This is a genomic window from Arenibacter certesii DSM 19833 (assembly GCF_000429545.1).
GTDB classification, from domain to species: domain Bacteria; phylum Bacteroidota; class Bacteroidia; order Flavobacteriales; family Flavobacteriaceae; genus Arenibacter; species Arenibacter certesii.
In genome coordinates this window covers 368,207-382,124 of record NZ_KE386914.1, presented here as the reverse complement: position 1 = coordinate 382,124, position 13,918 = coordinate 368,207, and the positions used below count along the sequence as shown (strand labels likewise).

The following is a 13,918-nucleotide window of genomic DNA, read 5'->3' as shown; positions in this document are numbered from 1 at the left end:
TTCATATCGATAAATCTGATCTATAACCATAAAGTCCTGCTGACATGTGCCAACAGGACTTTTTTTTATGTCTAGAGTATTATGTAATTAAAGTATTTCATATCTATCATCTAACTAAACATATATTGGGTATGCATTATGTTGTTAGTTTTGTAATTGAATCATAAGTGCTTTTTATCAATTTCTCTAACCTACTTGCTTTCATTTAGTTCATTGCTTTCTATTTCCTTTTTAAAGGTATTCATGAACCTCCTTCGTCGGTTTCTTTTGCTCGCCCAAAAGAAACGAAACAAAGAAAAAGGCGCCTTCTCTTATGAATTTTTTCGACACCGAGGTCGAAAAACCAGGGGCCAAACTCCGCGTCGCTACGTTCCTTCGCTCCTGATTTCGGAGCTTTGGCCCATTATTCTGAGGATAAGGAATTTTGCTTCGCTATTTAAATAGGATATTATTAAAAAGATACCCAAACTTAAGTTAGCTAAAGTTCGTGTTCTCGGGCCTGCCCGAGGGAAGAACTCAATACTTAATACTTTGTACTCACTACTTAATACTTAATACTAAATCCCTTTATGTGAACCATCACAAAAAGGAGGGTTTTTTGTTAGTTTGCAAGTGCAGAAATTAGCGGTTTTATCTTCTGTAGCTACATATGCTAAAGGAGTAGTGGCTTTTGCTGCTCTGTGGGATCCGTCGCACAAAGGCTGATTGATACTGTGACCGCAAGTACACCAAGAATATCTTTTGTCTTTCTCCATAGCTATTGCAACGGGAGAGAATTTTTTAACTGGTTCGCTCATGTTTATTTTTTTGCGCGAAAATAGGACAAACCTTTATGGAAAGGAGCATTATAGCGCTAATTCTTTACCAGTCTAAATAAGCGCTGCAAGCTTAGTTTGGATTTTGACCATATTATCTTAGCACTTGGTAAACTTTCCATTCCTATTAATGAGGCTGCTTTATCTTGAACTACCTTAATTCCCGTAGCCAAATGTAGTTTAATCTGCACTTTATTATCTTCATATTTTAAGGCTAACAGGGTAGTAGCAATAATAAACGCCATAGCCCCTGGAATAACTATATAAGGAGAAAGGGAATTATTTAAAAAGTAGTATACGCCTAATCCCGTAAAACTTCCATAAAGGATAATATAATGGAATACGTAAATAGAAAGCGTGCTTTGGCCTATTTTTAACAAGGTACTGTTGGTCATGAATCTTCTAAACAGCATAAAAACGGCAAATACCAAAAACACATCGCCCAGTCTAATGAACAAATAATTATTTAAATACACTTTAGAAAACAAGGCCATTCCCGTAAGGTTGGATAGTTTTAGAAAGAAACCAGAAGAATAAAACAGCAATAAGGTTCCTATAACCGTAAAGCTTAAAATGGCAACCGGATACAAATAAATGCTGCTCTTAAATCTATGGAACCAAACAGAAAGAAAAGCCCCTATGCTGGCATACCCAAACCAGGGCATAATAGTAAATACGGAACCGTTGGCCTTAGTAAGATAATTGGCTAATAAGCTGGGTAAATAATGATGGGAATATTGTTTGTAATAGGGTTCCATTACAAATAGGACCAAGGTGATGATAAGTAAAATGCTGGGAAATAAAAATTTATTTCTATTAGCCGTCAGCAGATAGATGCCAATGATCCCTAAAATAGATAATCCTATACAGTGTAATACGTCCACAAGGTAAAAGGAGCCATAAATCTGGCCTTTTAAGAGACCAAAAAAGTTTAATCTGAGTAGGTACCCAATTACTATCAATTGGAGTCCTCTTTTAACACCCTTTTTTACCCTAGGGTTAGCAAATCCAATTTTATCTCCTTTAATAAGTAAGTAGGTGAATATAAATCCGGATACTGTAAAGAAAACTGGAGCGGTAACCCCTCTAAAATACTTCCAAACAGAATAGTATGTATTGGAGTTGTCCCTAAAGCCATTGTCCAATAAACCATCAACAAAATGTCCTTGCAGCATCATTAAGATGGCCCAGGCTCTTATTGCATCAATAAAATAAAGTCTCAGGTTGGTATTGCCCATTTATAATTTATGTATATCCTATATACTTGTAAAACAGTTGCTTTGGATGTTTCGGGGTGCAAAATTAGATAAATAACTCGCAATTCAATCTATTTTGCGGTATTTTCGTTGCAATAATATATTATCTAGATTAAAAGATGTCAGAATTAGTAGCATTTGCAGGGAGTAACTCCACCCGATCCATCAATTTTCAATTGGTAAAACATACCGCATCATTAGTAACCAATAAGGAGGTTTGCTTATTAAATATGACAGAACTAGTGCTTCCCGTTTACAGTGATGATCTGGAAAGAGAAGAAGGATATGCTCCAGTTTTAACGGAGTTGTTAGATGAAATAAGAGAGACAAAAGGACTTATTGTCTCCGTAAATGAACATAATGGCAATGTATCCGCCTTCTTTAAAAATCTTATTGATTGGTTGTCTAGAGTGGATAGGGAATTCTTAAAGGACACAAAAATTTTATTGATGTCTTCTTCTAGGGGTAGAGGAGGTGCAAATGGGTCTCAAGAAATAGCCAATAAATTATTATCAAGATTTGGGGGAGAAATAGTATCTACCTTTTCTTTGCCCTCATTTAATCATACCTTTTCAGAAAAGGAAGGAATAACAGATTTGGAACTTAAGGAGGCACATAATACTGCGTTACAAAGCTTTCTTTCTAAAATTTAGAATCTTTTGCGAAAAAAGTTATCGTTTACGGTTTCGGATATTAAAGGATTTAAAAATAACTTGCTGCAATGGGCTCAGCAATTTAATGAGGTGGTATGGCGTGATAGTAATGGACACAATGAAAAATACACTTCCTTTGATGCCATCCTTGCTGTAGATGCAATAACTTCTATTGTTACGGATACCGAAAATGCCTTTGAGGATTTAAAAACCTATCAGGCCAATACTAAGGATTATATTTTTGGTTATTTGTCCTACGACCTTAAAAATGATGTAGAAGTATTGATGTCTTCTAATTTTGATGGTTTGAATTTTCCTGACTTGTTTTTTTTTCAGCCCAAAAAGATTATTTATATAGATGGGAATCTGGTTAGCTTTAATTATCTCAATATGGTGGACGATGAAATTGAAGCTGATTTTGAAGCGCTAACTAGTCCAGATGAGCCTTATGCTTATAACTTATTTGCTGAATCGGAAGTACAGATAAAACAAAGGATACATAAAGAGGAATATTATTCCAAGGTAAACACCATGTTGGAGCATATTCATAGAGGTGATATTTACGAGGCTAACTTTTGTCTGGAATTTTATGCAGATGACATTCAGATAAATCCCTTAGCGACATATTTACGTTTAAATGCGATCTCACATGCCCCATTTGCTACTTTTTTAAAATTGAATGACAATTATCTTATGTCTGCCTCTCCTGAACGCTATCTTAAAAAAGAGGGGGCAAAGGTCATATCACAACCAATAAAAGGCACCTCAAAAAGATCAAAGGAGTTGCATGAAGATTCGGAATTGGCAATTAACTTGGCGGCGGACCCAAAAGAACGGGCAGAGAATATTATGATTGTTGATCTTGTTCGTAATGACTTGTCTAAGAGTGCTTTAAAAGGAACTGTAATAGTAGAGGAACTCTGTAAGGTTTATTCTTTTGATCAAGTGCATCAGATGATTTCTACTATTACTGCAGAGGTGTCAGACAATAAAAACCCAGTAGATATTATAAAAGAAACATTTCCCATGGGAAGTATGACGGGGGCACCTAAAGTTTCTGCCATGAAAATAATAGATGAACTGGAAGCCACTAAAAGAGGACTTTACTCAGGTAGTGTGGGGTATTTTACTCCTGAAGGCGACTTTGACCTAAATGTAGTGATCAGGAGTATCCTTTACAAAAAATCAAAATCCTATGCCTCCTTTTCTGTAGGGAGTGCTATAACCTCAAAAGCCTCCCCAGAAAAGGAATATGAAGAATGTCTTTTAAAGGCTAAGGCTATGCACCAGGTTTTGGAAGATGTGCACAACAAAATGAGATAGTGAAATTTTTAGGTCTTATTGTCGGATTAACAAGAACATTTAGTAAATATAAAATATAAATTTAGCTATGGAAACAATAACTCTTCCATTAAAATATAAGGACACTCCAATATACTGTTGGTATGTAGCGCCACCTGTAATAAAGGGTCTTGTAGTGTTAGTACACGGTTTTGGTGAACATTCCGGGCGCTATTTTACAGATGTAGTGCCAGCGCTATTAAAAGTAAATATGGCGGTAATTGGGTATGACAATTTTGGGCATGGTCAAACTGAAGGTAAAAGAGGGGATTGTCCTAGCTATGGAGATCTAATGGGGTTGTTGGATATGGTGATCGCTAAAGGCAAGTCTGTTGTTCCCGGAACTCCAGTATTTTTATACGGCCATAGTATGGGAGGGAATTTAGTGCTTAATTATGGGATAAGAACAAAAACACCCCTTAAAGGAATAGTAGCTTCCAGTCCCTATTTAAAATTAGCGTTCCAACCCCCTAAATGGAAAATGATTCTTGGAAAGGCTATTATGGGGATTTTTCCTCATATTACCATGTCCTCAGGATTAGATCCAGAGGGAATATCCCGAATTCCTGAAGAGGTGGAACATTATAAACAAGATCCCTTAGGTCATGATATGGTAAGCCCCATGTTTGCCTTTCCGGTGATTGCAGCGGGACAATGGGCAATTGAAAATGCTTCCAAATTAAAAACTAAAACCTTGCTACTCCATGGGACTGGAGACAAAATAATAGATTATAGAGGCACTCAGGATTTTCATAATAACGCCTCCGTGACCTCTTTAGAATTATTTGAAGGGGGATATCACGAATTGCATAAGGACCTTTGCAGTAAAGAGGTACTGCAAAAAATATCCCATTGGTTAAAGCTGAAAACTATTATAAGACATTCCGGTGATTAAGCGGATACATAGATGTGGATATCAGCATCTACAGAAGGGAATCAATCCATTTTTCTTCCTTAAATTAGTGCCGTGTTAGACCGATTTAAAAATCACATAGTAGAAAATTTCTCCCATCTTGGAAGAGAGGCTTTTGTGCTGGCAATCAGTGGGGGGGTAGATAGTGTTGTTTTGGCCCATTTATGTGCATCATGTAAATTGGACTTTGAGTTGGCCCATTGTAATTTTCATTTACGGGAAGCAGAAAGTGATAAGGATGAGGTCTTTGTGAGGGAATTGGCGGATTCATTAGGTGAAAACCTGCATGTAACCCATTTCAATACACAGGATTATGCAAGTGAACACAAACTTTCCATACAGATAGCGGCTAGGGAATTGCGGTATGCCTGGTTTAAGGAATTAATGCAAGAACGGAACATAAAAACTTTGGTCACCGCTCATCATGCCGATGATAATTTGGAAACCTTCCTTATTAACCTGTCCCGGGGTACAGGAATTGAAGGCCTGACAGGAATTCCGGAAATGACGGATTCCATCTCCAGACCTCTACTTAAATTTTCTAGAGATGAGGTACTTTCTTATGCCCAAGAACAAAAGTTGGAATGGAGGGAAGATGCTAGTAATCAGGATACTAAATATTTGAGAAATAATATTCGCCATACCATCGTTCCTCGACTAAAGGAATTACACCCCACTTTCTTGGATAACTTTTTAAAGACCCAGGAGCATTTAATAGATACCTTGAAGATCAATCAGGTTTATTTAAAAGAGCTGAAGGAAAGGCTTTTTATAGTTGAAGATGGTCAGATAAAGGTGGCAACTGCTGCACTTTTAAATTTACAGCCCACCAAGAGCTACTTATTTCATTTTTTTAGGGAGTACGGATTTACCCAATGGGAAGACATTCTTGGGCTTCTAACGACTAACAGTGGGAAAGAAGTGCAATCCCCCTCTCATCGTCTTTTAAAGGATAGGGAGTTTTTGTTATTACAGGAAAAGACGTCTAAAAACGATAATCTTTATGAAATTCATGAAGGCACATCGGAAATACGTGTTCCCTTTTCAATGAAAATAGATGAAGTAAATCAAATTGAAAAATTTTCCCAAAAAGTACTATATCTAGACAAAGAAACGTTAAAGTATCCCTTAATACTCCGAAAAAGGGAAAAAGGGGACTATTTTTACCCGCTCGGAATGGTGGGCAAGAAAAAATTGTCCAAATATTTCAAGGACGAAAAGTTTGATAAATTTTCTAAAGAAAACCAGTGGTTACTGTGTTCTGGTAATAAAGTGGTTTGGGTAATAGGAAAACGTGCCGACGATCGCTTTAAAATTACAGAATCAACAAAGAAAATAGTAAAGATTAGTTTAGTATAATGAGGAAATTAATAGGAGTAGTTGTATTTATCTTCGGTTTGTTTATGGGTCAATCCCAATCAAACGATAATCCCACCGCTTGGAGCTACGAGGCAGAAAAAATATCCGATACCGAATACAATTTGATTGTTAAGGCCGATATATATGAAGGTTGGTATATCTTCTCCCAATTTACAGATGAAAACGGTTCTCTACCAAGTGAATTTACTTTTGTAAAAGAGGGGGAAGACTACGAGTTAATTGGGGAAACTAAAGAAAGTGCTACCATAACGGAATATTCCGATATTTTTGAGGTGGAAGAGACCTTTTTTAGGAACGAGGCAATCTTCACACAAAAAATAAAACTGTTAAATCCAGAGGTTACCCAGGTTGAAGTAGGTCTCTTCTATCAAATTTGTAACGAGGTTTGTATTCCTAAAGATGAAGTGTTTCATATTTCCCTTACCGGAGAAGCGGCAGTAATTATAGAAAAAGAGGTAGATGAACGTAGTAAGGAATTAGGTGAAGCACTTATAGTAGACCTTAAAAACAAAGACCTCTTAGTTGAAGGGGATAGAGACCATGTGGATGAAAAGACCGGAATGTGGGTCATCTTTGGTTTAGGCTTCCTCGGAGGTTTCATTGCCTTATTGACCCCCTGTGTTTTTCCTATGATTCCCCTTACGGTTTCTTTTTTTACAAAGCAGTCCGAAAATAAATCCCGTGGCGTTGGGAATGCCCTATTATACGGCTTTTTTATTGTTCTAATTTACTTTTTGCTCAGCCTACCTTTTCACTTGTTTGATTCAGTAGATTCACAGATATTGAATACGATAGCGACCAATATTTGGCTAAACATAGCCTTCTTTGTGATATTTGTATTCTTTGCTTTTTCCTTTTTTGGATATTATGAACTGACTCTACCCAGCTCATGGGCCAATAAAATGGACTCGGCTTCTACCAAAGTGGGCGGAGGGATAGGTATATTTTTTATGGCAGTAACCCTGGCCATTGTATCTTTCTCTTGTACTGGACCTATTTTAGGAGGTTTACTGGGAAGTACTGCGCTCGCCGATGGTGATGTAGCTACCAACCTTACCATAGGAATGGTTGGATTTGGTTTTGCTCTTGCCTTACCATTTGGCTTGTTTGCTCTATTTCCCGCTTGGCTGAATTCAATGCCAAAATCTGGAGGATGGATGACTACGGTTAAAGTGACCCTAGGATTTTTAGAGTTGGCCCTGGCCTTTAAATTCTTGTCCAACGCTGATTTAGTAGGCAACTGGGGAATTTTTAAAAGAGAGATCTTTTTAGGAGTTTGGATTGTTTTGTTTGTCTTACTAACACTTTATTTATTCGGAATCTTAAGATTCCCACATGATGGTCCTAAACAAAAATTATCCAAAGGGAGAAAGATTACGGGATTAGTATCCGCTGCATTTTCTATATATCTCATTTTGGGAGTATCTAATATTACCAATTTAAAACTATTGAGTGGATTTCCACCACCACATTTTTATAGTGTAGTAACTCAGGAAAGCGACTGTCCTCTAGGTATAGATTGTTTTAAAGACTTTGATGAAGGGGTGGCCCATGCCAAAAAGGTGAATAAACCTATTCTATTGGATTTCACGGGTTGGGCTTGCGTAAACTGTCGGAAAATGGAGGAGCACGTATGGAGCGAATCCGATATATACCCTATATTGAAAGAAGATTATGTGCTAATCTCCCTATATATAGATGACAGAAAAGAACTTCCAAGCGATGAGCAATTTGATTTTAAGTACAAATCTGGTCGGGTGAAGGAAATAACTACCGTTGGAGAAAAATGGGGAACATTTCAAACCCTAAATTTTAATGCGGCATCACAACCCTATTATGTTCTACTTTCCCCAGATCTGGAAGTTTTAAATTCGGCTATACAATATACAGATAGGGATACCTATAAGGAATGGCTTAAAAAAGGAGTTTCCAATTTCCAAAATCTAACGATGTTGAAATAGGATAAGTTAGAATTGGGGAATTTGACTATTCTGGATTTTCTTTACATTCGCCCATTACATTATGTCGGGTTTACCAGCATTTCATCATAGAAAATTCAGCATTACAGCTATAATTCTTGCGGATTATCGAAGAGTTTGAAAATGCATGAAAGCACTCCTAGGAGTGCTTTTTTTATCCTTATTATTAATTTACCTTTAGCAATTAATTTGCTTTAGTGAAGACAATTAAAAAACTTTTATGGGGTGTTGTTAGCATCCTGATTATATTGGTGCTAATTGGCGCTATTGTAATATTTTTACTTTCTCCTAAATACTCCGGGGAACAAGAACTTTCTAATTTAAAGGACAAGGTAGAAGTCTATTATGACAGCTATGGTATTCCTCATATTTATGCGCAAGAGGAGGAAGATGCTTATAGGAGCCTTGGATATGTACATGCACAAGACCGACTCTGGCAAATGGAATTATTGCGCAGAATCGCTGAAGGGAAACTCTCCCAAATGTTTGGGGAAGAACTAGTGGATACAGATAAGTTTTTCTTATCCTTAGGGATAGATGATGCCTCACAGAAAACGGTAGATCAATTAGACTTTAATGCACCGATGGTAAAACTCGCCCAAGCCTACTTGGATGGGGTGAATCAATTTCTGAAGGAAGGACCAACCCCCGTTGAATTCTATCTTACAGGAATAGAAAAAAGACCTTTTACGATTAAGGACATTCATAATACAATGGGCTATATGGCATTCAGTTTTGCCATGGCCCATAAGACGGATCCCCTTTTAACCAATATTAAGAATAAGCTTGGCCAGGAATATTTAAGAGATCTAGAAATAGATGTAGATTCCAGTACCACCTTTATAAAAAACTTCAAACCTAGTTCCAAGGATAGGCTAAACAATCAGATGGCAACTAGGGTACATGAAGTGCTAAATAAATTACCACTTCCTCTGTTTGAAGGAAGCAACAGTTGGGTAATTGGTACTCAAAAAACAAAAAACGGTAAAGTCATTTTGGCCAATGATCCCCATATTGGGTTTGCACAGCCTTCTGTATGGTACGAGGCCCATTTAAGTACTCCTAATTACGAAAAATATGGCTACCATATGGCAGGAATTCCATTCCCATTGCTAGGGCACGATAGAAAATTGGCCTATGGAATAACCATGTTCGAGAATGATGATATAGACTTCTATTACGAGGAAGAAAATCCGTCTGACCCTACAACCTATAAAACTCCGAACGGATGGGAAAAATATGAAGAGGTCACCAAGACTATACCAATAAAGAATGGAGAGGACATCTCTTTTTCTTATAAAAAGACGGCACATGGCCCTATTTTAAACGGAATTATAGAGGAGGTAAATGGGGAGCAACCCATTGCTATGTCTTGGATATATACTAAAATGGAGAATAAGGTGATGGAAGCATTGTATGGGATTACCCATGCCCAAAATCTATTTGAATTCCAAGAAGCACTTCCCAAAATTCACGCTCCGGGTCTTAATTTAATGTATGGGGATGCAGCGGGAAATATTGCTTGGTTTGCATCTGCACAGCTTTATAAAATGCCCGATGGTACCCATACCAAATTTATATTAGATGGTAGTTCCGGGAAAGACGAACCTCTGGAATATCTGGACTTTTCAGAAAACCCAATGGCTATTAACCCACCTTGGAACTATGTGTATTCGGCCAACAATCAGCCAGATTCCATAGCTGGGATGTTATATCCTGGCTATTACCTGCCAGAGAATCGTGCTAAGCGGATTGTAAAGCTATTGGAGCCCAAAAACGATTGGACAAAGGACGATGTAGAAGCTATGCTATTGGATGGCGTATCTGATGTTAATGCCGAAATTGTTACCGATCTGGCAAAATTGATGGATGTCTCCCAATTGGATAAATCCGAGATTATGGCTTTGGATAAAATTAGTGCCTGGAAAGGGGAAAACGAAATAGATAGTATAGCTCCTACTATTTATCACAGGTGGATCTATGCCCTTTTAAAAAACACCTTTGAAGACGAGTTGGGACCAGAAATGTTCCAACAACTGCTAAGTACCCATTTGCATAAGCGGATGATTGCCCCCATGGCAAAAAAAGAAAATTCAATTTGGTTCGATGATATTCACACTACGGATACCGTAGAAAATAAAACCAATAGAGTAAACCACGCTTTTAAAATGGCGTTAAAGTCGTTGGAAGCCGATTTTGGACCCAATAAGAAAAAATGGACTTGGGGTAAGGTGCATACTCTGGAGCACGAACATCCCATTGGGAAAATGAAAGCCCTAAGAAGTTTCTTTAACGTAGGTCCTTTTCCCATAGGTGCCACTAGAGAGGTTATTAATAATATGGCTTTTAGATATAACGAAACAGGAAAATACCCAGTAACGTCGGGCCCTTCCACAAGGCGGGTTATCGATTTTTCCGATGTGGAAAACAGCACCAGTATTTTACCAACCGGACAATCGGGAAATCCGTTTAGCAAACATTATAAGGACCAAGCTAAAATGTTTAATAAGGGTGAGTTCAGGAAAATGATGATGAATAAGGAAGAGATCATTCGTACCAAAAAATCGCTTCTTACCATAAAACCTAAACAGTAATAATTAATTTTTGAGATTCAAGGAAGATTGAATTCAATGTCTAATTAGCGCTAATTATTTATCCTGTTTTTATACATTTTATAACCCGACTTTATAGAAGTTTGGCCTTTTTTGATCCATATTCTCCCCATAAAAAGTTTTAATTACTTACATTTAAGTAAAATAGAACGGAATGCTTATAAAGGTTTATGGGAGTGCGGTCTTTGGCGTAGAGGCCACTACAATTACTGTTGAGGTAAATATCGCCAAGGGTGTAGGCTATCATTTGGTAGGTTTACCAGATAATGCCATTAAGGAAAGTAACTATCGTATTGCTGCGGCGCTGCTCAATAATGACTACCGGATACCTGGTAAAAAGATAACCATCAATATGGCGCCGGCAGATCTTAGGAAAGAAGGTTCGGCCTATGACCTAACATTAGCATTAGGGATTTTAACTGCCTCTGGACAAATAAAATCAGATTCCATAGAGAACTTCATTATTATGGGTGAGCTGTCCTTAGATGGAAGCTTACAGCCAATAAAGGGGGCGCTACCCATCGCCATAAAGGCAAAAGAGGAAGGATTTAAAGGTTTTATACTTCCTAAAGAAAATGCACGCGAAGCGGCTATTGTAGAAGGTTTGGAAGTATATGGGATAGATAACATTATAGAAGTGATATCCTTTTTCGATAAAGGCACAGCCTTAGAACAAACTATTATAGATACCAAGGCCGAATTCTATAAAACCTTGGATTTTCCAGAACATGATTTTTCGGATGTAAAAGGACAAGAGAGCATTAAACGTTGCATGGAAATTGCTGCTGCTGGCGGACATAATATCATCCTGATTGGTCCACCAGGAGCGGGGAAGACCATGTTAGCTAAACGATTACCTTCTATATTACCGCCCATGACGATGCAAGAAGCTTTAGAAACTACTAAAATTCATAGTGTGGTTGGGAAGATAAAGAATATGGGGCTTATGAACCAACGACCTTTCCGGAGTCCGCACCATACAATTAGTGATGTGGCTTTAGTTGGAGGGGGGGCGTACCCTCAACCAGGGGAGATTTCCCTTTCCCATAACGGGGTGTTGTTTTTGGATGAATTGCCAGAATTTAAGCGGGGGGTGCTGGAGGTAATGCGTCAACCTTTGGAAGATCGTGAAGTCACCATTTCTAGGGCACGATTTAGCGTGACCTACCCCAGTAGTTTTATGTTGGTAGCTAGTATGAATCCAAGTCCTGGTGGTTATTTTAACGACCCTGATGCGCCCGTCACATCTTCGCCCGCAGAAATGCAGCGGTACCTGAGTAAGATTTCGGGTCCGCTTTTAGACAGAATTGATATTCATATAGAAGTCACGCCAGTGCCATTCGAAAAACTATCGGAGGATAGGAAAGGCGAAGGTAGTGTAGCCATTAGAAAGCGTGTAACAGCGGCTAGAGAGTTACAAACCCTCCGTTTTGCCGATACGGACACTGTACATTACAATGCGCAAATGAATACCAAGCAGATTAGGAAACATTGCAAAATGGACGACGCTTCTAAAGAATTGTTAAAAAATGCTATGGAACGTTTAAACCTTTCTGCCCGTGCGTATGACAGGATTCTAAAAGTAGCCAGAACTATTGCAGACCTTGAGAACGTACCCGAAATAACCGGTACTCATATTGGAGAAGCCATCCAATATAGAAGTTTGGATAGAGAAGGCTGGTTGGGTTAATTATTCCCTTTATAGGAAAGTTCTGGTTGTAAAGTAGGGTAGGAGTGGAGGCTGTGAGTATAGGAAGGCGCACGCGAATAAGAGAGGCTATAATAATTAGCTTATTTAATAAAAATCATAATAATTATAATACAAAAAAGTAACACAGGCAAAATGCCTGTGTTACTTTTGGTTGATGTAATGCTATTTAAACCAAACCAGCTAGGTCTGAGGTTTAATAAAATAACGTATAATCTATTTTTTGAATGTCCAAATAGACCCATTTTTGGTGGTTAATTTTTCCAACGTTCCGTTTCTTGAAAGTTCATTCAATACATTTTCACTTTCGTTTCTTGGAGTTCCTGACAATTCGGAATACTCCTTAGCAGTTAGTGAAGGGTATTTGTTGAAAAGTGTTTCCCAATCCTTACTATATTCACTTTTTTCAGCCTTAGGATTTAATTTTAGGATAGCCATTTCGTAAAACGCATAAGGTCTTGTCCCATAAACGATGTCTTTATTACCTGCTTCGTCAACAAAGAACATAGTTGGAAATCCTCTTACACCCAGTTCTCTTCCTAATTTTAAATCTTCTTCAAACAAGGCTTTTGCGTCCCCTTCAAAGTCGGTGTTAAACTGCGCAATATCTAATCCTACTTTTTTGGCAGCTTTTTCCATATGCTCCCATTTAGCAATATTTATTTTTTTCAGAAAAACCATTTCCCTAATCTCCCTAAGAAAATCAATTGCTTTCTCATTGCTTTGCATCTGTGCAGCTTTAAAAGCTATGGACGGCGGATAGGACGAATCTAGAGGGTCTTCTAACCATAGATCTCCGTCAATAGGCATGTCGTAGTGAATACTTACTTCATCCCAGTGACCAGCAACATCCGATGGTTTTCCAATCCCACCACTATTGTAATTCCAATCAGGCAATAAACCACCCATCCTATATTCTATGTCCACAACATTACCGTATTCCAATTTAAGCTTTCGCAACTGCGGTTCTATTCCCCAACAAGAGGAGCAAATAGGATCGGTATAGTAGATTGCTTTTACGGATTTCTTGGTAGATTGAATATTACCTTGTGATGCGGTATCCGCATTACCTTCAGTGGTTTCACACATTCCGGTTTCAATATCGCATAATAGGGGATTAGTGTTTACTGTTTCTTTACTCATTTTCTTTGTTTTTAATTATTTAGTTCAGCCAATATTATTTTCTTCATTTATCTCTTAATCCTAACTGGCTGATAGACAATTACAAATATACTGAAAATAAGTGTATATTTGATAGGTG

10 protein-coding genes are annotated in these 13,918 nt (G+C 37.8%); 7 read left to right on the top strand and 3 right to left on the bottom strand.

Annotation, left to right across the window (positions count from 1 at the left end; genetic code table 11):
- Positions 1–557 precede the first annotated feature (557 nt).
- Positions 558–797, bottom strand: coding sequence for a CDGSH iron-sulfur domain-containing protein (locus G466_RS0120395; protein ID WP_026815270.1), 240 nt, complete (start codon positions 795–797; stop codon positions 558–560).
- A 56-nt stretch (positions 798–853) separates the two neighbouring features.
- Positions 854–2,053, bottom strand: coding sequence for a heparan-alpha-glucosaminide N-acetyltransferase domain-containing protein (locus G466_RS0120390; protein WP_026815269.1), 1,200 nt, complete (start codon positions 2,051–2,053; stop codon positions 854–856).
- Between the two features lie 137 nt (positions 2,054–2,190).
- Between G466_RS0120390 and G466_RS0120385 the strand changes: the two genes are divergently transcribed.
- From G466_RS0120385 to G466_RS0120355, 7 genes are all read left to right on the top strand, one after another.
- On the top strand, positions 2,191–2,724 hold the full coding sequence (locus G466_RS0120385; protein ID WP_026815268.1) for an NADPH-dependent FMN reductase: 534 nt from the start codon (positions 2,191–2,193) through the stop codon (positions 2,722–2,724).
- 6 nt (positions 2,725–2,730) lie between these two features.
- The gene (locus tag G466_RS0120380) at positions 2,731–4,047 is read left to right on the top strand and encodes an anthranilate synthase component I family protein (protein WP_026815267.1); all 1,317 of its coding nucleotides are present in this window, start codon (positions 2,731–2,733) and stop codon (positions 4,045–4,047) included.
- 67 nt (positions 4,048–4,114) lie between these two features.
- Positions 4,115–4,960: an alpha/beta hydrolase gene (locus G466_RS22915; protein WP_034236278.1), complete on the top strand. Its 846-nt coding sequence runs from the start codon at positions 4,115–4,117 to the stop codon at positions 4,958–4,960.
- A 72-nt stretch (positions 4,961–5,032) separates the two neighbouring features.
- Entirely contained in the window at positions 5,033–6,337 is a 1,305-nt protein-coding gene (gene tilS / locus G466_RS0120370) for a tRNA lysidine(34) synthetase TilS (protein WP_026815266.1), read from the top strand.
- Positions 6,337–8,319, top strand: a complete 1,983-nt coding sequence (locus G466_RS0120365) for a protein-disulfide reductase DsbD family protein (protein ID WP_034236277.1) — start codon at positions 6,337–6,339, stop codon at positions 8,317–8,319. The genes tilS and G466_RS0120365 overlap by 1 nt, the downstream gene beginning before the upstream one ends.
- 215 nt (positions 8,320–8,534) lie before the next feature.
- Positions 8,535–10,931: a penicillin acylase family protein gene (locus G466_RS0120360; protein ID WP_026815264.1), complete on the top strand. Its 2,397-nt coding sequence runs from the start codon at positions 8,535–8,537 to the stop codon at positions 10,929–10,931.
- A 172-nt stretch (positions 10,932–11,103) separates the two neighbouring features.
- Positions 11,104–12,639, top strand: a complete 1,536-nt coding sequence (locus G466_RS0120355; RefSeq protein ID WP_026815263.1) for a YifB family Mg chelatase-like AAA ATPase — start codon at positions 11,104–11,106, stop codon at positions 12,637–12,639.
- 234 nt (positions 12,640–12,873) lie between these two features.
- Here G466_RS0120355 and G466_RS0120350 read toward each other — a convergent pair whose 3' ends face one another.
- A complete protein-coding gene (locus tag G466_RS0120350) occupies positions 12,874–13,800 on the bottom strand; it encodes a ClpXP adapter SpxH family protein (protein WP_026815262.1) in 927 nt (308 codons plus the stop codon).
- Positions 13,801–13,918 lie beyond the last annotated feature (118 nt).